Annotated in this window: 20 protein-coding genes and 1 tRNA gene; 8 read left to right on the top strand and 13 right to left on the bottom strand. The window is 58.4% G+C overall.

Annotated elements, in window-relative coordinates:
• Positions 1–6 precede the first annotated feature (6 nt).
• Both AC3WP4_RS17665 and AC3WP4_RS17660 read right to left on the bottom strand, forming a co-directional pair.
• Positions 7–1,656, bottom strand: coding sequence for a phosphoethanolamine transferase (locus AC3WP4_RS17665; RefSeq protein WP_102615532.1), 1,650 nt, complete (start codon positions 1,654–1,656; stop codon positions 7–9).
• 179 nt (positions 1,657–1,835) lie between these two features.
• On the bottom strand, positions 1,836–3,218 hold the full coding sequence (locus tag AC3WP4_RS17660; RefSeq protein WP_074874299.1) for a glutamine synthetase family protein: 1,383 nt from the start codon (positions 3,216–3,218) through the stop codon (positions 1,836–1,838).
• 543 nt (positions 3,219–3,761) lie between these two features.
• On the opposite strand from AC3WP4_RS17660, the gene AC3WP4_RS17655 reads away from it, so the two are divergent.
• From AC3WP4_RS17655 to AC3WP4_RS17645, 3 genes are all read left to right on the top strand, one after another.
• Complete coding sequence (locus AC3WP4_RS17655) at positions 3,762–4,946, top strand: cyanate transporter (RefSeq protein ID WP_102615531.1); 1,185 nt, start codon at positions 3,762–3,764, stop codon at positions 4,944–4,946.
• 16 nt (positions 4,947–4,962) lie between these two features.
• On the top strand, positions 4,963–5,880 hold the full coding sequence (locus AC3WP4_RS17650; protein ID WP_102615530.1) for a DMT family transporter: 918 nt from the start codon (positions 4,963–4,965) through the stop codon (positions 5,878–5,880).
• A 132-nt stretch (positions 5,881–6,012) separates the two neighbouring features.
• Positions 6,013–6,948, top strand: coding sequence for a LysR family transcriptional regulator (locus AC3WP4_RS17645; protein WP_102615529.1), 936 nt, complete (start codon positions 6,013–6,015; stop codon positions 6,946–6,948).
• A 3-nt stretch (positions 6,949–6,951) separates the two neighbouring features.
• Here AC3WP4_RS17645 and AC3WP4_RS17640 read toward each other — a convergent pair whose 3' ends face one another.
• Together AC3WP4_RS17640 and AC3WP4_RS17635 are read right to left on the bottom strand one after the other, a co-directional pair.
• Positions 6,952–7,311: a 5-carboxymethyl-2-hydroxymuconate Delta-isomerase gene (locus tag AC3WP4_RS17640; RefSeq protein WP_074874295.1), complete on the bottom strand. Its 360-nt coding sequence runs from the start codon at positions 7,309–7,311 to the stop codon at positions 6,952–6,954.
• A 57-nt stretch (positions 7,312–7,368) separates the two neighbouring features.
• Positions 7,369–8,292, bottom strand: coding sequence for a LysR family transcriptional regulator (locus AC3WP4_RS17635; RefSeq protein WP_102615528.1), 924 nt, complete (start codon positions 8,290–8,292; stop codon positions 7,369–7,371).
• 233 nt (positions 8,293–8,525) lie between these two features.
• On the opposite strand from AC3WP4_RS17635, the gene AC3WP4_RS17630 reads away from it, so the two are divergent.
• Positions 8,526–8,732 carry a hypothetical protein gene (locus AC3WP4_RS17630; protein ID WP_074874293.1) on the top strand — a complete coding sequence of 69 codons (207 nt, stop codon included), beginning with the start codon at positions 8,526–8,528 and terminating at the stop codon, positions 8,730–8,732.
• Positions 8,733–8,790: 58 nt separating this feature from the next.
• Here AC3WP4_RS17630 and AC3WP4_RS17625 read toward each other — a convergent pair whose 3' ends face one another.
• Both AC3WP4_RS17625 and AC3WP4_RS17620 read right to left on the bottom strand, forming a co-directional pair.
• Positions 8,791–8,982 carry a YegP family protein gene (locus tag AC3WP4_RS17625; RefSeq protein ID WP_074874292.1) on the bottom strand — a complete coding sequence of 64 codons (192 nt, stop codon included), beginning with the start codon at positions 8,980–8,982 and terminating at the stop codon, positions 8,791–8,793.
• 289 nt (positions 8,983–9,271) lie between these two features.
• Positions 9,272–9,598, bottom strand: coding sequence for a hypothetical protein (locus AC3WP4_RS17620; protein WP_074874291.1), 327 nt, complete (start codon positions 9,596–9,598; stop codon positions 9,272–9,274).
• 217 nt (positions 9,599–9,815) lie between these two features.
• Between AC3WP4_RS17620 and AC3WP4_RS17615 the strand changes: the two genes are divergently transcribed.
• The gene (locus AC3WP4_RS17615; protein WP_102615527.1) at positions 9,816–11,063 is read left to right on the top strand and encodes an MFS transporter; all 1,248 of its coding nucleotides are present in this window, start codon (positions 9,816–9,818) and stop codon (positions 11,061–11,063) included.
• A 97-nt stretch (positions 11,064–11,160) separates the two neighbouring features.
• On the opposite strand, the gene AC3WP4_RS17610 is transcribed toward AC3WP4_RS17615, so the two are convergent.
• From AC3WP4_RS17610 to dapA, 5 genes are all read right to left on the bottom strand, one after another.
• Positions 11,161–11,250: transfer RNA gene (locus AC3WP4_RS17610), tRNA-Ser, on the bottom strand.
• A gap of 83 nt (positions 11,251–11,333) precedes the next feature.
• Positions 11,334–12,047: a phosphoribosylaminoimidazolesuccinocarboxamide synthase gene (gene purC, locus AC3WP4_RS17605; protein WP_008034929.1), complete on the bottom strand. Its 714-nt coding sequence runs from the start codon at positions 12,045–12,047 to the stop codon at positions 11,334–11,336.
• A 28-nt stretch (positions 12,048–12,075) separates the two neighbouring features.
• A complete protein-coding gene (locus tag AC3WP4_RS17600) occupies positions 12,076–12,834 on the bottom strand; it encodes an MBL fold metallo-hydrolase (RefSeq protein WP_008153089.1) in 759 nt (252 codons plus the stop codon).
• A gap of 4 nt (positions 12,835–12,838) precedes the next feature.
• Positions 12,839–13,954, bottom strand: a complete 1,116-nt coding sequence (gene bamC, locus AC3WP4_RS17595; RefSeq protein WP_074874286.1) for an NlpB/DapX family lipoprotein — start codon at positions 13,952–13,954, stop codon at positions 12,839–12,841.
• Between the two features lie 17 nt (positions 13,955–13,971).
• Positions 13,972–14,850: a 4-hydroxy-tetrahydrodipicolinate synthase gene (gene dapA, locus AC3WP4_RS17590; protein WP_074874285.1), complete on the bottom strand. Its 879-nt coding sequence runs from the start codon at positions 14,848–14,850 to the stop codon at positions 13,972–13,974.
• Between the two features lie 327 nt (positions 14,851–15,177).
• Here dapA and AC3WP4_RS17585 point away from each other — a divergent pair, with 327 nt between their 5' ends.
• Both AC3WP4_RS17585 and AC3WP4_RS17580 read left to right on the top strand, forming a co-directional pair.
• Positions 15,178–15,738 (top strand): glycine cleavage system transcriptional repressor, encoded by a 561-nt coding sequence (locus AC3WP4_RS17585; RefSeq protein ID WP_046055714.1) that lies wholly within the window; start codon positions 15,178–15,180, stop codon positions 15,736–15,738.
• A gap of 10 nt (positions 15,739–15,748) precedes the next feature.
• The gene (locus AC3WP4_RS17580) at positions 15,749–16,222 is read left to right on the top strand and encodes a peroxiredoxin (protein WP_076030068.1); all 474 of its coding nucleotides are present in this window, start codon (positions 15,749–15,751) and stop codon (positions 16,220–16,222) included.
• A gap of 141 nt (positions 16,223–16,363) precedes the next feature.
• On the opposite strand, the gene AC3WP4_RS17575 is transcribed toward AC3WP4_RS17580, so the two are convergent.
• On the bottom strand, positions 16,364–17,434 hold the full coding sequence (locus AC3WP4_RS17575; protein ID WP_074874283.1) for an AI-2E family transporter: 1,071 nt from the start codon (positions 17,432–17,434) through the stop codon (positions 16,364–16,366).
• A gap of 31 nt (positions 17,435–17,465) precedes the next feature.
• Complete coding sequence (locus tag AC3WP4_RS17570) at positions 17,466–17,705, bottom strand: sulfurtransferase TusA family protein (protein WP_007930235.1); 240 nt, start codon at positions 17,703–17,705, stop codon at positions 17,466–17,468.
• A 98-nt stretch (positions 17,706–17,803) separates the two neighbouring features.
• Here AC3WP4_RS17570 and AC3WP4_RS17565 point away from each other — a divergent pair, with 98 nt between their 5' ends.
• A complete protein-coding gene (locus tag AC3WP4_RS17565; protein ID WP_102615526.1) occupies positions 17,804–19,237 on the top strand; it encodes a M48 family metalloprotease in 1,434 nt (477 codons plus the stop codon).
• Positions 19,238–19,291 lie beyond the last annotated feature (54 nt).

Below are 19,291 nucleotides of genomic sequence, written 5' to 3'. Positions count from 1 at the left end.
AAGCACTTACTCTTTGGCCAGAACGCCGTCGATCACCGCACCGCGACATCCGGCAAACATATCCAGGTCCTGGTTGTAGACCTTGCTCTTGACCTCCAGCAAACCGAGCATCGAATGGAACAGGTTGTCCTGGCTCAAGGGCTTTTCGCGACTCAGTTGCAGGCAATGGGTGTCCACCGAGAACGACTTTTGATAGCTGTCGGAAAACCAGGCCAGCATCGCGACATGTTTTTGTTGTTCCGGCGCCAGCATGTAAGGCGTGCCATGCAGGAACAAGTTGTACTCGCCCAGGGATTCGCCGTGGTCCGACAGATAGAGCATCGCGGTGTCGACTTTGTCCTGATTGCTACGCAACAAATCGATCAGGGTGGACAGCACGTGGTCGGTATACACCAGGGTGTTGTCGTAGCCATTGACGATACTTTCGCGACTGCAATTGTTCAGGGCGTTACTTTCACAAACAGGGGTGAAGTGTTCGTACTCTTTCGGGTAGCGCTTGAAGTATTCCGGACCGTGGCTGCCCATCTGGTGCAACACCAGTACCGTGTCTTTATCCAGCGTATCGATGAAGTGCTGCAAACCCTGCAGCAGGATTTCATCGCGGCATTCGCTATTGGCGCACAGTACCGGGTCCTTGAGGTTACTGACGTCGTCGAGGGTGACCCGATCGCAAGTGCCTTTGCAGCCTGATTGGTTATCGCGCCAGATCACGTCGAGCCCCGCGTGCTTGAGTACATCCAGCAGGCCTTCCTCGTTTTTTGCCTTGCTGGCGTTGTAATTCTTGCGGCCCATATCGGAGAACATGCACGGCACCGACACCGCTGTTTCCGTACCGCAGGAATGCACATCGGTAAAAGCGATCAGGCCGGCTTCATTATCCAGTTTGGGTGTGGTGTCACGGTCATACCCCAGGATGCCGAAATTCTCCGCCCGGGCACTTTCGCCCACCACCAGCACGGTCAGGGATTTGCGGCCGTGGGTTTGCCAGACGGGATCTCGCCGGGCATCTTCGCCCAGCATGACAAAGGGTTGCTGCGCAGACGCGACCTGCTCACGCAGATAGCCGGCCGAGGCGCCGATGTAGTTGCTCGGCACCACCATCAAGCGCAACTCATGGTGATTGCGAAACAATGAAGACAAGCCCTGATAGTTAACCAGCGCAACACCACCGATCACAGCAACTGACGCGACACTCACGAGAACTTTGCTGAGTAGCTCACGGTGCCAGTGACGGTAACTAACCGGCGTTCGCCATAATAAAAATGACGGCAAAAACCCGAGCAAAACAATATAGGCAAGTAACTTGATCGAGAGTAAGTCACGCACTTCTGTCGCATTGGTTTGCGCAAAGTTACGCAACATGCCGGTGTCAATCAAAACACCATATTGGCTCATGAAATACGCCACTCCGGCGCTGATCATGAAGAGCAGGGTCAACACCGGCTTGAGCACAAACCGGAACGCCAGCAGGGTCAGCACAATGTTGAAGGCCGCCAGGATAATCAAGCCGAACACCACGCGCATGACGATGCCTTGACCGTCAGATGCCGTGATCTCAAACAGGTGCTGCCAGAGAACAAGATTGAAGCCTGTTAACAGAAAGGCACTGGCAATCAGTGTCACCCACTCGGGGCGCACGGCTTTAATCTTCCACATGATGATCGGCTGTTCCTGAAAAGAAGTGCCATCGGCAAATGTGAAAACTTCATTTACCGCGATTGCACTAATTTTAGGTAGCCAACCCTCAATTTTTTGTGAAAAAGAAGCCAACGATTAGTTGGCTCGTGGCATTAGACCAAGACTCTTGACTGATTTGTGAATGGTTCAGATTCTGTTCAGGCTTGATGCAAATACCAGCGCCAGTCCTGCTCGCCGACTTCGCCCATGAACTGTCGATACTCGGCACGTTTTACCGCCAGGTACACGCCGAGGAACTCCCCGCCGAACGCTTCCCGTGCCCAGTTCGAACCTTCCAGCGCCCGCAACGTGGTCAGCCAGTCAGTCGGTAACAGTTCCGTGGCCTGGGCGTAGCCATTGCCCTCCACCGGCGCCCCAGGATCGAGTTGTTCGCGAATACCGCGATGGATCCCGGCCAGAATCGCCGCAGCCGCCAGATACGGGTTGGCGTCGGCGCCACAGATGCGGTGTTCGATATGCCGGGAAAACGCCGGCCCGCCGGGCACGCGCAAACTCACGGTGCGATTGTCCACGCCCCACGTGGGTGCCAGCGGCGCATAGCTGTTGGTCTGGAAGCGACGGTAAGAGTTGGCGTTCGGACAGAACAGCAGCAACGAATCAAGCAACGTGCTGAGCATCCCGCCGACCGCCTGTTTGAGCAGCGGCGTACCTTCCGGGGCTTCGCTGGCGAACAGGTTGTTGCCCTCCTTGTCTGCCAGGCTGACGTGCATGTGCATACCGGTGCCCGCCAAGTCATCGAACGGTTTGGCCATGAAGCACGCCGTCATCCCGTGCTTGTGTGCCACGCCCTTGACCAGTCGTTTGTAGCGCACCGCTTCGTCCATCGCCTGCAAGGCGTCGGTGCGGTGTTCGAGGGTGATTTCCACTTGCCCCGGCGCGTATTCGGAAATCGCCGTGCGCGCCGGAATGCCCTGGAGTTTGCAGGCGCTGTAGAGATCAGCCAGAAACGGTTCGATCTGCTCCAGTTCACGCAATCCGTAGACTTGGGTCCCGCGCGGACGACCGCCATCGACATCCCGCGCCGGTTGCGGCCGACCGTTGCTGTCGCGCTGCTGATCCAGCAGGTAGAACTCCAGCTCCGCCGCCATCACCGGGTAATAGCCGTCGGCCTGCAAGCCCTCGATGACTTTCGCCAGCAGATGCCGTGGATCGGCAATCGTCGCGGGCATGCCCTCCTTCGGGTGCATGCTGACCTGCACCGCCGCCGTAGGAATCAGCCGCCACGGCATGCGCGTCAAACTGCCGCTGATCGGGTACGCCCGGCAGTCGATATCGCCAACGTCCCAGACCAGGCCGGAGTTTTCCACGTCATCGCCGTTGATGGTCAGACCAAGAATGGTGCTCGGCAATGGCCGTCCGCTTTCGTACACCGCCAGCAGTTCATCGCGGTGCAGCAACTTGCCCCGCGGTACACCGTTGTTGTCGAGGATGAACAACTCGAACATCTCGATATCCGGGTTCTGTTCCAGAAAGGTCAGGGCTTCTTGCTGGGTGGCGAAAGATGTCGTGGCAACACTCATGGGAATTCTCTTATTTCCGCGTCAGGCAAACGCACAGGCGTCGCCGCTTTGATCCCGGCGCATAGCGCGGGACCTGTAAGAACAATCAACGGGAAATGCAGGAATCCGGTGGGCGCGCGTGACGGCAGTGCCACAGCGCCCAAAAGGCTAATTCGGAGGGAAGTGCGACGGGACAACCGTCCATAGAGAAAACCACAGAGAACAGATGACCAGCAGCGTCACACGGGAGGTTAAGTCGTTAAATAAGGATTTGAAGAACTTTGGTTGCGGATTGACTAAACAATTGAGAACCACCACCGGACATGTAGCAGCTGCCGAAGGCTGCGTTCGGCTGCGAAGCAGCCGTTAAATCAGCCAATGCGGTATGGCAGGTTCATCCGGTGCCAGAATGTGCGTCTGCTTCGCAGCCGGACGCAGCCTTCGGCAGCTGCTACAGGGAGTATGGGGTGTTATTTAATTTCTAAATACTGCTTGGGACTTTCTGATTTGCCGCCCGCAGGCCTCGCGCGCCTAATCGGCGCCTTGTCATTCAAGGTCCGATAGATGGAAAACGTTCGCGCAATCTCCCGCCCCGCCGTCTGGCTGATGTTCAGCATCATTCTTGTCGCCCTGAACCTGCGGCCTTCCATGGCCGCCGTCGGTCCTTTGCTGTCGGCGATTCGCGGTGACATTGCGCTCAGTTTCAGCCTGGCCTCGCTGTTGACCATGCTGCCAGTGATGGCAATGGGGCTGGCGATGTTCTTTGGGCTGGGCGTCAGCCAACGAATCGGCGAACAACGCACCGTGGTGCTCTCGCTGCTGATCATCGGCGTGGCCACGGTGTCGCGGTTATTCCTCGATTCCGCGGCCGAACTGATCCTCAGCGCCGTGCTGGCGGGTATCGGTATCGCGCTGATCCAGGCATTGATACCGACGCTGATCAAATCCCGCTTCAGCGACAATGTTTCCATGTGTATGGGGCTCTACGTCACATCGATCATGGGCGGCGCAGCGATTGCGGCGTCGTTTGCGCCGCTGGTGATGATCCGCACTGGCAGCTGGCGTGTGGGCCTGGCGATCTGGGCGGCGCTGGCGCTGGTAGCGCTGCTGTTTTGGTGCGTGCAACGTGAAAGGCTGCCGGCGCAGCCTGCTCAGGCGCAGCGCAATGGGTCGTTCTTCGGCAATTCCCGCGCCTGGCTGCTCGCAATCTTCTTCGGCCTGGGTACTGCGTCCTACACCTGTGTGCTGGCCTGGCTGGCGCCGTACTACGTGGAAAAGGGTTGGAGCGAACAAAACGCCGGGTTGCTGCTAGGTTTCCTGACCGCCATGGAAGTGTTGTCCGGCCTGCTGACACCGGCCATCGCCAACCGCAGCCGTGACCGGCGCGTGGTCCTGGTGGTGTTGCTGGCGCTGATCATGGCCGGTTTCTGCGGGCTTGTTCTCAGCCCACAACACCTGACTCTGTTGTGGCCCTGTCTGCTGGGGCTTGGCATCGGCGGTCTGTTCCCGATGAGCCTGATCGTGTCCCTGGATCATCTGGACAACCCCCGGCGTGCCGGTGGCCTGACTGCGTTCGTGCAAGGCATCGGCTACCTGATCGCCGGTCTCTCGCCGCTGATTGCCGGGATGATCCGCGACCAGCTCGGCAGCTTCGAATGGGCCTGGTGGTCACTGACCGGCGTCATGGCAGTGATGGTCCTGATGGTCTTGCGCTTCGATCCGCGGCATTACGCCCAACACATTCGCTGACCCGGGAACCCACATCATGAACCACACTGGCTTCGCCGCCGCTCACCTCGGCATGTTGCTCTGGGCACTGTTGATCGCTGCATCGTTCTCGGCGGCAGCACAGGTCAGCCAGGCCATCGACCCGATCCTGCTGACCGGTTTGCGCCTGCTGTTCTGCGCCTTGGTGTTTTTGCCGCTGTTGCTGTTCAAGGGCGATAGCGCCATGACCGTCCGCGGACTGTTCGGCCATGCCGTGCTCGGCTTGCTGCTGGCGGCGTATTTCGGCTCGCTGTTCGAGGCGTTGCGCTACACCTCGGCCGTCAACACCGGAACGATGTTCACCTTGGTGCCACTGCTGACAATGCTGTTCGAAGCGGTTTTGATGCCCGACAGCCACCTGAAACAGCGGGTGCTGCCGATGCTGATGGCCGCTGCCGGGGCCGTGTTGCTGGTGTTGAAAGGCGCAGACCCTGGTGAGCTGCCATCGCTGTATGCAGTGTCGGTGTATGGCGTCGGTTGCGTGGCGATGGCGCTTTACTCGCCCCTGAGTCAACGACTCAAGGCCCGCAGTCTCAAGGGGCGCGGCCCGGTGGGCATGACTTTCTGGAACATGCTGTTCGGCGCGTTGTTTCTGCTGGCATTCTGCGGATTCAGCGGCGGCTGGCGATCGGCGTCATTGCTGACCGTGAGCGATTTCTGGTGGCTGATTTACCTGGCGGTGTTCGCCACGCTGGCGACCTTCTGGCTGCTGCATCGGGCCATCGGCGTTATCGCCCCTTCCTCGGTCATTTCCTACATTTACCTGAGCACGCTGCTCCTCACCGTTTTTCACTGGTTCTGGTTCCGTCAGCCGCCACTGCCGCTGGAAATCATCGGCGCGCTGCTGGTCGGAATCGGTATGTGGGCCTTGCTGATGTCCAGTCGCCGCGGGGTGCCTGCAGCCGTTCAGGGCTGAAGACCGCTGGAATTGCCCCACAACTTTCCATGAAAAAGCCTACAAGGCATTCTCCTGGCACCATCGTTCCGTTAGGATCTGTCGCACAAGTTTGCGCACAGTCAGCGCAAGGAGCACAGCGAGACCCAACGGATGCTGAACAGTAACTTGCTTAGAAAGCTCGATATGCAGGACCTCATGGTGTTTATTGCCGTGTATGAGCAAAGCAGCGTCAGCGGTGTATCCGAGGCGCTCTGCGTCAGCCAGTCCACCGTGAGTTACTGCCTGAAAAAGCTGCGCACCAGTTTCGAAGACGAACTGTTCATCAATACCCGAGCGGGTATGCGTCCCACCTACAAAGCCAGCACCATGTACACCCACGTGCTGAAGATCCTGGAAAGCATCAACCTGTGTCACGCCGGTGCGCCAGCATTCGACCCCTCCCTGCAACCCGTCACCTTCAATATCTGCGCACCGGAATACTTCGAGCAGTTGATCCTGCCGCGCCTGTTGAAAAGCTTCGATTTCGCCGACCTTCCAGTGATGGTCAACATGCACAAGTTCGAAACCGACATCCCGGCCGAAGAGCTACGCGACGGCAGCCTCGACCTGGTGATTTGCTTCGGCCCGAACTTTCATCGCAGTCACGGCGATTTCAAATCCCGGATGCTGCTGGAGGATGACCTGGTCTGTGTCTTCGATAAACGTGCCTCACCACCGGAGCGGCGTTTAAGCCTGCAAGCCTTTGTTGAACGCCGGCACGTGTTCCCGACACCTTGGACGTCCAGCACCAACATGGTTGACGGCTGGTTGGCGCAGCAGGCGCAAAAACGCCAGATCGTCGCGCGCTCCAACAGCTACAGCGCGGCACTGAAGATGATCACCGGCACCGACTTCATCCTGACCCTGCCTCGGCGTATCCAGCAATTGCTGGCCAACGACGCGATCTTCAAACATTGCGAAGCGCCCAACGGCTTGCCGGGATTCAGCCTCGACATGCAGTGGAGCCAGAATGTCGATCAGGACAGCGCCAACACCTGGCTGCGCGAGCAAGTGGTCAAGGCCTGCAACGAGCAGGAAATGGCGTGAAATTCAGAGGGCTATCTTGGTGTAGGAATCTCGATCGATGTCGAGGATTTCGACGGCCAGCTGGACTTCAATGCCCGTCGGCCATTCACATAGCTCCTGCACCACAGCCAGCAAACTTTCGGACAACTGCTGCTTGATCTGTGGCGAACGACCGCTCAACAGCGCCAGTTTCACGTGCACAAAGGCTCGCTCACCTGACAACGTGCCGACCTTGAACGTCTCAACCTTCACCGCTCGGCTCTTGATGTCGTATTCGGCAGCAAACTGACCGGAAGCCACCAACGCATTGTTGAGTCGGATCAACGCCACGTCAGCATTGAGCTCGGGCAGGTTGGCGGTGTATTCCATGTGCAGATGAGGCATGACTGAGCTCCTGAAAGTGGGCAGAAAGATCGTACATATATCACAGCATCGCCCTACTCACTCGGGTGGTAAAACCGCGCGCTCACTCATGAACGCCTCCAGCCGTGACCTCAACCAGCGCTCGGCCGGGTCGGTATCGACATGGCTGAGCCAGACCATCGAGAGGTCCAGAGTAGGCGTCTTGAACGGGAACGGTTCCTTGAACAGCTGGCCGGACGCGGCCATCGCTTCGGCGGCGTAGTCCGGCAGACTGGCAACTAGATCGGTCCCGGCCAGCAAGGCCGGCAACGAGCTGTATTGCGGCACGGACAGGACCACGTGGCGCGTGCGACCAATCTCCGCCAGCCACTCATCGGCGTAGCCACTGACATTGGCGGTGTGGGAAACCAGTACGTGCGGTCGCGCGCAATACTCATCCAGCGTCAGCGGTGTGTCCGATGCGTCCGCGCGCAAAATGTTGGGCAGGATGTGCCGCAACAGCTTGCGCTTGGCGTTGGCCGGCAGCCCGCGAGTCTGGCTGATACCAACGGTGATATCGCCGGACGCCAGCAAGTCCGGAATCCGCCAGTAATCGACATGCTGCACCACGAACACCACCTTGGGTGCTTCCTGGCGCAAGGCACGCAGCAATGGCGGCAGCAGGCCAAACTCGACATCGTCCGACAGCCCGATACGAAAGGTCATGGTGCTGCTGGCGGGGTCGAAATCATGGGTCAGGCTCAACGCCACCGATAACGAATCCAGCGCCGGCGACAGGTGCAGAATAATTTCCTCGGCCCGCGCCGTCGGCTCCATACGATGGCCGACGCGAATGAACAGCGGGTCGTTGAACATCGTGCGCAAGCGATTGAGCGCCGAACTGATGGTCGGCTGGCCGAGAAACAATTTTTCCGCCACCCGGGTGACGTTGCGCTCGAGCATCAGCGTTTCAAACACCACCATCAGGTTGATGTCGGCCTTGCGTAGTTCGTTACGATTCATCCACTGACCCCGCTCCCAAATCCGAAGGCAGTTTAGGTAGCTGCCGCAATCGGCGTCTATGCGACTCAAGCACATTTCGTTTAACGAAAATGCAGACCACCGACCAATCCTACGTCCCTTTCCTGATTTCGTTGCTCGTATGGCGGGACTCGCTTGCGCCACTAAGCTCAGCAACGTTTGGGGCAAAACGGCCCTGGCCATCGAAAAACATTTGAACTCAAGGGAGCCTAATCATGGCTAGAGATAAAGCGAAAGACGACAAACACTTCAACTGCACCCAGGACCATGAAGCCGATTACGTCGCCGGCCTTTACCCTCACGCAAAGGAAGAGGTTAAAACGTTCCTCAGGTCGGCCTGCAAGGATAATTCCCTGCACAACTCCACCCACAAGGATGTCTACGACCTGATCAAACGAAAACTGGGGCATTCACAACCATAAGGAAAGCCACTCGATCAAAACAAAGCTGCTCTGACTGAGCAGCTTCACCGTCTGAAGACTAGATTTCCTTGACCGGCGTCTGATCGTGAGTCCCTTTGATCAAGCTGATGGCATGCACACAATCAGACTTGTTGACGTAAGCCTCCCCGCTGGCAATCGTTTCATGGTTACCCGCCCTCAAACGCCATCGCCATTGACCTTTGCCGGTCTGTGCGGTGCCACGGGTTTGCCTGTAAATCTCAAAATACATTGCTCGCTCCTTGCGATTGCTGATGACACAGATCAGTGATCTGCGAAACGAGAGTAGATGAGGTTTTTTTGCAGCAGGGTCTTTCAATGTCAGGGGATGTTTCGCAGATACAGCCTTGATTGATGGGACAACCAATAGATTCGGGGAACGGTAAATCGGGTGACTGCGCTGAGTAACTTTTCCCTTGAAAAGGCATATTTTTCTTACGCTGCGATGCTGTTTGGTCCGACGCAAAAAACACTGATTCGAACCTTTGATGATCGCCCGGTAATACATGCCTACAGACTGCTCACTGATTCTTCTGTTGGGAAGAATCGTCAGCTGACAAGGCCAAAGGTTGTTCTTCCATCAGCACGTCAACTTCTTTAAATTCTGCTTCAGGCTGAGCCGGCTGAGGATGGGGCAGTAAACCCCGCACAGCCCTTTCAATCAGTGAAAGGATTCCATAGGTGATGAAGCCAAAGATCAGTCCAACCACCAAAATGCTCAAAGGGTGCACCTGCGCTGCATCGGGGCTTTCCAACATGTAGCTAAAAGCCTGAACGGCAACGGTCAGGCATGCCGTGAATGCGGCCACCAGCTTCACAAACACCCAAAACCGTCGCCATCTGTTCATGCATCCCCCCGACATCCGGTGATTTGCCCTGTATTGCATGATAGCTAATGACCAGCGTTACACCGAAAACCAGAAAATGCTGATGTGAGATCGGCGCAACTGTCTGATCGAAATCACTCATCGATCCAGCGTATCTTGGCGGAGTTAGCGGCAACGCGGCTGCGGAGGTGCGACGCGCTATCAGATGCTTATGCCAAACAGACTTACGAGGCTCATGATGAAAACCACGGACAAGTCGGATGGCACTTCGGTTACTGCGCCAGTCGAGAAGACGTCAACCGCCAATGCCTGGCGTACCATGCCTGGCGGCATCTGGGCGCTAGGCTTCGTCTCGATGCTGATGGATATCTCCTCAGAGATGATCCATGCCTTGCTGCCGCTCTATATGGTTACCGTGCTCGGGACCTCCGTTTTGGCGGTGGGTCTCATTGAAGGTATTGCCGAGGCTACGGCCTCGATCACCAAGGTATTCTCCGGGGCGCTCAGTGATCGATTGGGCAAGCGCAAGCTGCTCGCAGCGTTGGGCTATGGGCTGGGGGCACTGTCCAAACCGATCTTTCCTTTGGCGAGCTCGCTGGACTGGCTGATCGGGGCTCGCTTTATCGACCGCATTGGCAAAGGTATTCGCGGCGCCCCGCGCGATGCATTGGTGGCCGACATCACACCGCCGGCGATACGGGGGGCAGCTTTCGGCCTGCGGCAAACTCTGGATACCGTGGGTGCATTCCTGGGTCCGTTGCTGGCGATCGGATTGATGTGGCTGACCGCGAACCACTTCCAGACTGTGTTCTGGGTCGCCGTCATTCCGGCCTTCCTTGCCGTCGCAGTGCTGCTGGTGTTCGTTCACGAGCCCAAACAAGCGGAAGGAACGCGTCGGGTGCGTGCGCCTTTGAGCCGGCGGGAATTAGCCCGACTGGGCGCTGGCTACTGGTGGGTGGTGGGTGTTGCTGCGGTGTTCACCTTGGCCCGTTTCAGCGAAGCCTTTCTGATACTGCGCGGCCAGGCCGTCGGGCTCGCGCCGATGTGGGCGCCAGCGGTGCTTGTTCTGATGGGAGTGGCCTACTCACTGTCAGCCTATCCCGCCGGGGCCTTGTCTGATCGTGTCAGCCGCGTGGCGGTGCTCGGCGCAGGTCTGATTTTGCTGATTGCTGCCGACCTGACCCTGGCGTTCGCGCCGGGTATCGAAGGCCTGATCGTCGGCGTCGTTCTATGGGGCCTGCACATGGGGTTTACCCAAGGAATATTCGCCGCCCTGATCGCCGATTGCGCACCGGCTGAACTGCGCGGGACGGCATTTGGCATGTTCAATCTGTTAACCGGGTTGGCCTTGCTGCTGGCCAGCGTCATCGCTGGAGCGCTGTGGGACACGATAGGCTTCCAAGCCACTTTCCTGATGGGTGGCGGCTTTGCTGTTCTGACTTTGTTGGGATTGTGGGTGATCAAGGCGAGAGTTCTGGTTCGATAGGAAAGAGCAGGCTGCAAATTTGCCCTAAACGAAACGCCGGAAACGAAAAAGCCCCTGAAATCTTTAACAATTTCAGGGGCTTAGTCTTATTCAATAATGGCGGAGAGATAGGGATTCGAACCCTAGGTACCGGTGAAGGTACAACGGATTTCGAATCCGTCCCATTCGGCCACTCTGGCATCTCTCCAACGGCGCGCATCATAACAACACTTTTGCCGGAAGCGAACCCCCTAAGCGAAATTTTTCCGTGCTATCAGATGCTTGCGTCGATTAAAGCGGTACGCCCAGACGATTGGCGACTTCTTCGTACGCTTCGATGACGTCACCGAGGCCCTGACGGAAGCGGTCCTTGTCCATTTTCTTGCCGGTGGCCTTGTCCCACAGGCGGCAGCCGTCCGGGCTGAATTCGTCGCCCAGGACGATGGAGCCATCGGAGAACACGCCGAATTCCAGTTTGAAGTCGACCAGCAGCAGGCCGGCGTCGTCGAACAGTTTGCTCAGGACTTCGTTGACCTTGAGCGACAGTTCTTTCATGCGAACCAGTTGCTCGGCGGTGCCCCAACCGAAAGCCACGACGTGGGATTCGTTGATGAACGGGTCGCCCTTGGCGTCGTCCTTCAGGAACAGTTCGAAGGTGTAAGGGTTGAGCTTCATGCCCTCTTCAACGCCCAGGCGCTTGACCAGGCTGCCGGCGGCGTAGTTACGCACGACGCACTCGACCGGGATCATGTCGAGCTTCTTCACCAGGCATTCATTGTCGCCCAGCAGTTTGTCGAATTGGGTCGGCACGCCGGCTGCTTCGAGTTTCTGCATGATGAAGGCGTTGAACTTGTTGTTCACCATGCCTTTGCGGTCGAGCTGCTCGATGCGCTTGCCGTCGAACGCCGAAGTGTCGTTGCGAAACAGCAGGATCAAGCGGTCAGCGTCGTCGGTCTTGAAAACCGATTTGGCTTTGCCGCGGTAGAGTTCTTCACGTTTTTCCATGATGGGCTCCGCTTGCTAAGTAGGTGGGCTAGGCGATGTGTCGCCAGTCGAGCCCTGAATCTTGATCGGCCAGTTGCAGCCAGTCCGGGTCGCACCCGAGGGTGTCGACAAAACATTGCCGGGCCAGCTGCGGCAGGTTGTTCTTGCTGCTCAGATGGGCCAGGACCAGATGTTGCAGGCCTTGCCAGCCCAACTCGGACACCAGGAATGCCGCCTGATGGTTGTTCAAATGCCCCAGTTCACCGCCTACCCGCTGCTTGAGAAAGTACGGGTAATGACCGCGAGCCAGCATGTCACGGCAATGGTTGGACTCGATCATCAACGCATCGAGGTCCCGATAACCGTCCAGCACCTTGTTGCAATACGAGCCCAGGTCGGTCAACAGGCCGAAACGCCGCTCACCGTCACTGAAGACGTATTGCGTCGGTTCCTGTGCATCATGGGCCACGGCAATGACGCCGATGCTCAGTGCGCCGATCTGCAGTTGCTCGCCGCCGGCCAGTAGGCCAGCCGGTTCTATGGGTTTGCGCATCCCGCGCAGGGTACCGCGACTGAGGTAGACAGGCAGATTGTAGCGCCGAGACAGCAAACCCACGCCATGCACGTGGTCGGCATGTTCGTGGGTCACGAGTATCGCGCTCAGCTGCGCAGGGTTCACACCCAGGCGCAGCAGGCGTTTTTCGGTTTCCCGCAGGGAGAAACCACAATCCACCAGCACATACGTGTCAGCGCTGGCTATCAGCGTGCCGTTCCCTTGGCTACCGCTGCCGAGAACGGCAAAACGCATGTGATCAGCCCAGATTGTCCTGAATCACGCTCAATACCTTGCGCGCCACATCTGCCGGCGCCACGGTGTTGATGTTTTTCTCTACGGTGACCTGGACGTTTTCGCCAACCTTGCTCAGGCGAACCTGATAACGCTCGGCACGGGCTTCAACTTCTTCCTTGTCCGGCTTGCTGCCGAACAGACCACTGAAGAAACCTGGCTTCTCGTCCTTCTTCTCGGCTTTTTCGGCCAGGTTGATGTAGTAGAGACCCAGGCTGCGGTTGATGTCTTCAACGCGCCACTCGCCCTGTTCCAGCGCACGACCGACGCTCGACCAGGCACGATCCAGGTCGGTGCCGACGTTCAGGACAGGGTTACCGCTGCCGTCTTCGCTCAGGCTGACACGACTTGGCGTATCGGCGTCACGCGAAGCCAGCATGGAGACCGAACCGCCCTTCTCCGAAGTGCGACTCATGCTCGCGAGCATGTCGTCGACCAGTGCCGCGTCCAGGCCAGTGTTGACCGAACGGTTGGTGAAGGCCACGTCGGCGGTGCTACCGGCAGGACGCTCGGCGCTGACCACGTAGATTTCGCTGGTGTTGCGCTGCACGCCTGGCTCGATGCGGACCCGCACGCGGGTTTCGCTGTCAGCGCCGACACCGGCTGCGCTCAGGCGCTTGGCCATCGCTGCGGACAGTTCGTCGGAATGCTGCCAGGTGGTGGTGAATTCGCCGGTTTGCGGACGCTGTTCGTCCAGACGGAAACCGTTGTCCTGGAAGAACTGCACGGCCACTGGCCAGGCTTCGGCTGGCGGGTTCTGAGCGACGATCCAACGCGAATCACCGGTCTTTTGCAGCGAGTAGGCGCTGGCGTCAGCCGCTGCCGACAACGGCTGCGGACGAGGAACGATGTACTCGCCCTTGACGGAGTCATCGGCCACGTTGCGCGGGATCGGCAACAGCGGATCCAGACGTTTGGCGGTGCTGACATCCGGCGGCAGTTGCATGGGTGCAGTCTGTTGCGCTTCCAGGTAATCGCTACCGCGGTCACGGAAATAACCTTCCGGGCCCCAGACCCATCCACAGCCACTGGTGCTGGAGATGATCAAGGCAAGTGCGGAAAGTCCGGCCAATCGCTTCATGCGTAGTACTTCCTCAATTAAACCAGGACGCCGCACTGGCGCAGGGCCGTGCGAAGCGTTTCATGACAAGGTGCGCTCAGCCAGGTCAGCGGCAGGCGAATGCCTTCGTGCATCAGGCCCATTTCGACCAAAGCCCACTTCACCGGAATCGGGTTGGCTTCGATGAACAGATCCTTGTGCAGCGGCATCAATTTTTCGTTGATTGCCCGTGCAGTCTCGGCGTCGCCCTTGAGCGCCGCCTCGCACAGGTCGGCCATTTCGCGCGGGGCGACGTTGGCGGTGACGGAGATGTTGCCCTTGCCGCCCATCAGGATCAGCTCGACAGCGGTCGGATCATCGCCGGACAGCACGATGAAGTCCTTGCTCACGCCATCAAGGATTGCCTTGGCACGCTTCATGTCGCCGGTGGCTTCCTTGATACCGATGATGTTCGGCACAGTGGACAGGCGAATCACGGTCTCGGCCTGCATGTCGCAGGAGGTGCGGCCAGGAACGTTGTAGAGGATCTGAGGGATGTCGACCGCTTCGGCAATGTGCTTGAAGTGCAGGTACAAGCCTTCCTGGGTCGGCTTGTTGTAGTACGGAACGACCAACAGGCAGGCGTCGGCGCCGGCCTCTTTGGCGTTACGGGTCAGTTCCACGGCTTCGCGGGTCGAGTTGGCGCCGGTACCGGCGATGACCGGAATACGGCCATTGACCTGCTTGACCACGGCCTTGATGACGGCGATGTGTTCGTCTACGTCGAGGGTTGCCGACTCGCCGGTAGTACCGACCGCGACAATGGCATGGGTGCCGTTTTCAAGGTGGAAGTCCACGAGTTTGCTGAGGCTGTCCCAGTCAAGACGCCCTTGTGCATCCATGGGTGTGACCAGTGCCACCATACTGCCCGCAATCATGAAACCGCTCCTGCCGGAAAAAGAGAGCGGTAATGGTACTGGCGCCAAGATGCTTGTACAAGCGAAGTACTGCGCTGCTGCCATTCCCCTTGGCGCTGCTTTTCGCTACCCTTCAGACTTTGATCGGTACTGATAAGCTCGTACGCCGGGTTCCAGCCTCCATTTTCGGCATCACAAGCCCCGATCCAGCGTTGCCGCCCCTCGCTCCTGCCTCACTGGAGCATGTTGCAACCTTGTGGCTCGGGTTTTCTGAATTCGCATCCGCAGGCTCGTTCCCGGAAAAAAGCCCTTGGTCGTACCGACCGCTCATCGCTTTAGGAATGCTGCATGTCCACCCCCACAGTTCGCGAACAATTCCTTGTCATCAGTGCCCTCGGCGCCAACCCCATGGAGCTGACTAACGTCCTGTGCCGCGCCAGCCATGAAAACCGCTGCGCCGTGGTCACCTCTCGCCTGACACGTCATGGCGAGTGCAGTGCGTTGATCCTCGAGATTTCCGGCAGCTGGGACGCCCTGGCGCGCCTCGAAGGCAGCCTGTCGAGCCTCGCCAAGAAGCACGCCTTTACGGTCAACGTAGTGCGTAGCGCGGCGCTGGAGAATCGTCCTCAGGCCCTGCCATACGTCGCTTATGTCAGCTCGGCTTACCGCTCGGACATCATCAACGAGCTGTGCCAGTTCTTCATGGACCACAACGTCGAGCTGGAAAACCTGACCTGCGACACCTATCAGGCTCCGCAAACCGGCGGCACCATGCTCAATGCCACGTTTACCGTGACCTTGCCGGCCGGTGTGCAGATCAGCTGGCTGCGCGATCAGTTCCTGGACTTCGCCGACGCGCTGAACCTGGATGCCCTGATCGAACCGTGGCGCCCACAAAACCCAATGTAAGGAAGCTTTCATGGCCGTTGCCATCGACCAACCGGTTGCCGACTTCGAAGCACCCGCCACCAACGGGCAGACCGTCAACCTCGCGAACCTCAAAGGCAAGCAGGTGGTGATCTACTTCTATCCAAAGGACAGCACGCCAGGCTGCACCACTCAAGGCCAGGGCTTTCGTGACCAGCTCGACGCCTTTAAAGCCGCCAATACCGAAGTCTTTGGCGTGTCTCGCGACAGCCTGAAATCACACGAAAACTTCAAGGCCAAGCAGGCGTTCACCTTCGAGCTGATCAGCGACAAGGAAGAGGCGCTCTGCCAGCAGTTCGACGTGATCAAGCTGAAAAAGCTCTATGGCAAGGAATATATGGGCGTTGATCGCAGCACGTTCCTGATCGACAAGGACGGTGTGCTGCGTCAGGAATGGCGTGGTGTGAAGGTGCCGGGGCATGTGGATGCTGTTCTGGCTGCGGCTCAGGCGTTGAACAAGGCTTAGGTTTTTTGCGCCTGACAGGACGCCTTCGCGAGCAAGCCCGCTCCCACAGTTGACCGAGTTGTCCAGACAAACGCGGTTGAATGTGGGAGCGAGCCTGCTCGTGATGAGGCCCGGCTCCCATCGCATATTCAATGTTCGCAGTTAAAGCAACGGCGCCACCACCGGCTCTTTGCGCGGCCACGCATCCAGTACGGCCTTGAACAAGGTTGCTAGCGGAATCGCAAAGAACACACCCCAAAAGCCCCACAGCCCGCCAAACAACAGCACCGCGCAGATGATCGCCACCGGATGCAGATTGACCGCTTCCGAGAACAACAGCGGCACCAGCACGTTGCCGTCCAGCACCTGGATGATTCCGTAGACCGCCATCAAATAGATGAACTGATCGCTCCAGCCCCACTGGAACAGTGCAATCAGCATGACCGGCACGGTCACCACCACGGCACCGACGTAAGGCACCACCACCGACACGCCCACCAGCAATGCCAGCAACGCCGCATAGTTAAGCCCCATAACCACAAAACCTATGTAGGTCACGCCACCGCAAATGAAAATCTCGATGACCTTGCCGCGAATGTAATTGGCGATCTGCCTATTCATTTCATGAGCGACGCGGGTGATCAGCGCCCGCTCGCGGGGCAAGTAACCCCGCACCCACTGACCGATCATCTCCCGGTCCTTGAGAAAGAAAAACACCAGGATCGGCACCAGCACCAGGTAGATCATGATGTTCACCAGCAACGGCAGACTCGACAGCGAGAACGTCAGCGCCCACTGACCGAACTTGCCGATCTCGCCCCGCGCCACTTCGATGGCCTGCAGCACCTGCTCATCGGACACCAGATGCGGGTAGCGCTCGGGCAGCAGCAATAACAGCGACTGCCATTTGGCGAGCATGCCGGGTAACTCGTTGAACAGCGTAATCAACTGATGCCAGAGCAACGGCACCACAATCACGATGAACACCAGCAACAGCCCCATGAACAACGCAAAGACCAATCCCACCGCCACCCCGCCCGGCGTGCGCAGGCGTTCGAGATTGACGACCAACCCTTGCATCAAATACGCCAGCACCATCCCGGCCAGCACTGGCGCAAGCATGCCGCCCAGCGTCAGTACGGCGGTAAACGCCAGAAACAGCAGGACCGCCAGCACCACGGCCTCTTCATCGGAGAAGTAGCGCTGAATCCAGTCGCGTAACACTTTGAACATCAATAATCCTTAGAAATGAACGCAGCAGAATTCAGGCTTTTTTCAACCAGTAGCGGTAAACACCCGCTTCATCTTCTTCACGAAGCAGGGTATGACCGGCCAATCGGGCAAAGGTGCGGAAGTCGCGCTGCGAGCCCGCATCGGTGGCAATCACCTTCAGCACTGCTCCGCTGGCCAGTCGATTGAGTTCCATCTTGGCCTTGAGCAACGGCAAGGGGCAATTCAGGCCGCTGGCATCGAGCTCGGCGTCATGGGCTACAGCGTCGGTCATTGCATCACTCCGGGGGCAGGTGGTCGAGCGGCTAGAATATCTGGTCCGAAGCGTAGTGTCCGGCTACAGTAAGGTCTTTGTCGACTAAGGCTTTGTGCATGACTTTTTTGCGCCCTACCCTGCTGACGCTCGCTTGCCTGCTCGCCTCACCGGGCTTCGCCGACGACCTGCCGTCACTCGGCGACGCCAGTTCTGCCATTGTCTCGCCGCAACAGGAACATCAGTTGGGCCGTGCCTGGCTGGCGTTGTTGCGCAGCCAGGTTTCGCAACTCAACGATCCACAGCTCAAGGACTACGTCGAATCCAGCGTCTACAGGCTGGTAGAGACCAGCCAGGTCAATGACCGGCGCCTGGAGTTCATCCTGATCAACAGCCCGCAACTCAACGCCTTCGCCGCACCAGGCGGCATTGTCGGGGTCAACGGCGGCTTGTTCCTCAATGCCCAGACCGAGGGCGAATATGCCTCGGTACTCGCTCACGAATTGGCTCACTTGTCGCAGCGCCACTTCGCCCGTGGCGTCGAAGCACAACAGCGCATGCAGGTGCCGATGATGGCCGCGCTGCTGGCCGGGATCGTGATTGCCGCAGCCGGCGCCGGCGATGCCGGGATCGCGGCCATTGCTGGCACTCAGGCGGCAGCCATTCAGGAACAGCGGCGTTTCTCTCGCCAGAACGAACAGGAAGCTGACCGCATTGGCATCCTCAACCTGGAAAAGGCCGGTTACGACCCGCGGTCGATGCCGACCATGTTCGAGCGATTGGCGCGCCAATACCGCTTCGACGCCAAGCCACCGGAATTTCTGCTGACTCACCCGGTGACCGAGTCGCGGATCGCTGACACGCGCAACCGCGCCGAACAGGCAAAACCCGGCGGCATCGAAGACTCTATGCGTTATCAGTTGATTCGTGCACGGGTCCAGTTGATCTACGAAGAAACCCCAGGCCTGGGCGCCAAACGCTTTCGTGCCCAGCTTGAAGAAAATCCGAAAAATGATGTCGCTCGCTATGGCCTGGCCATCGCCCAGATCAAGGGCGGCCAGTTGAATGAAGCACGAGAAAACCTCAAGTCGCTTCTGGCCAAATCGCCGAACGAGATCATCTACAATCTGGCGCAGGTCGATCTGGACATCACCAACAATCGTCTGCCGGACGCCCAGGCTCGGGTTGACCGAATGTTGACGCAGTATCCCGGCAACTATCCGCTGAATTCAGTGCGCGTTGACCTGCTGCTCAAGCAGAACCGTGCGCCCGATGCGGAAAAAGCACTGGAGAATCTGCTCAAGAGCCGCCCTGACGATCCAGACGTCTGGTACATGGTGGCCGAGACTCGCGGTCTGTCAGGCAACATCATCGGCCTGCATCAGGCCCGCGCCGAGTATTTCGCCCTGGTCGGGGATTACCGCCAGGCCATTCAGCAACTGGACTTCGCCAAGCGCAAGGCAGGCACCAACTTCCCGCTGTCATCGCGTATCGACGCACGGCAACGCGAGCTGATGGAACAGGAACGCATGATCAAGGACATGATGGGCTGATCTGCCTTTCAAACAAAAAAGACAGGCACAAAAAAACCGCCTCTTTCGAGGCGG

It is taken from the genome of Pseudomonas sp. FW305-20, assembly GCF_058788075.1.
This window is presented reverse-complemented; position numbering and strand designations above follow the sequence as displayed.

Coding starts and splice junctions, on each gene's coding strand:
- dapA (WP_074874285.1), bottom strand. CDS start 14,850: ATGATTGCGGGCAGTATGGTGGCACTGGTCACACCCATGGATGCACAA.
- AC3WP4_RS17570 (WP_007930235.1), bottom strand. CDS start 17,705: ATGACCGACGCTGTAGCCCATGACGCCGAGCTCGATGCCAGCGGCCTG.
- purC (WP_008034929.1), bottom strand. CDS start 12,047: ATGGAAAAACGTGAAGAACTCTACCGCGGCAAAGCCAAATCGGTTTTC.
- AC3WP4_RS17640 (WP_074874295.1), bottom strand. CDS start 7,311: ATGCCTCATCTGCACATGGAATACACCGCCAACCTGCCCGAGCTCAAT.
- bamC (WP_074874286.1), bottom strand. CDS start 13,954: ATGAAGCGATTGGCCGGACTTTCCGCACTTGCCTTGATCATCTCCAGC.
- AC3WP4_RS17630 (WP_074874293.1), top strand. CDS start 8,526: ATGGCTAGAGATAAAGCGAAAGACGACAAACACTTCAACTGCACCCAG.
- AC3WP4_RS17620 (WP_074874291.1), bottom strand. CDS start 9,598: ATGAACAGATGGCGACGGTTTTGGGTGTTTGTGAAGCTGGTGGCCGCA.
- AC3WP4_RS17665 (WP_102615532.1), bottom strand. CDS start 1,656: ATGTGGAAGATTAAAGCCGTGCGCCCCGAGTGGGTGACACTGATTGCC.
- AC3WP4_RS17650 (WP_102615530.1), top strand. CDS start 4,963: ATGAACCACACTGGCTTCGCCGCCGCTCACCTCGGCATGTTGCTCTGG.
- AC3WP4_RS17575 (WP_074874283.1), bottom strand. CDS start 17,434: ATGTTCAAAGTGTTACGCGACTGGATTCAGCGCTACTTCTCCGATGAA.
- AC3WP4_RS17625 (WP_074874292.1), bottom strand. CDS start 8,982: ATGTATTTTGAGATTTACAGGCAAACCCGTGGCACCGCACAGACCGGC.
- AC3WP4_RS17655 (WP_102615531.1), top strand. CDS start 3,762: ATGGAAAACGTTCGCGCAATCTCCCGCCCCGCCGTCTGGCTGATGTTC.
- AC3WP4_RS17615 (WP_102615527.1), top strand. CDS start 9,816: ATGAAAACCACGGACAAGTCGGATGGCACTTCGGTTACTGCGCCAGTC.
- AC3WP4_RS17660 (WP_074874299.1), bottom strand. CDS start 3,218: ATGAGTGTTGCCACGACATCTTTCGCCACCCAGCAAGAAGCCCTGACC.
- AC3WP4_RS17635 (WP_102615528.1), bottom strand. CDS start 8,292: ATGAATCGTAACGAACTACGCAAGGCCGACATCAACCTGATGGTGGTG.
- AC3WP4_RS17565 (WP_102615526.1), top strand. CDS start 17,804: ATGACTTTTTTGCGCCCTACCCTGCTGACGCTCGCTTGCCTGCTCGCC.
- AC3WP4_RS17645 (WP_102615529.1), top strand. CDS start 6,013: ATGCTGAACAGTAACTTGCTTAGAAAGCTCGATATGCAGGACCTCATG.
- AC3WP4_RS17600 (WP_008153089.1), bottom strand. CDS start 12,834: ATGCGTTTTGCCGTTCTCGGCAGCGGTAGCCAAGGGAACGGCACGCTG.
- AC3WP4_RS17580 (WP_076030068.1), top strand. CDS start 15,749: ATGGCCGTTGCCATCGACCAACCGGTTGCCGACTTCGAAGCACCCGCC.
- AC3WP4_RS17585 (WP_046055714.1), top strand. CDS start 15,178: ATGTCCACCCCCACAGTTCGCGAACAATTCCTTGTCATCAGTGCCCTC.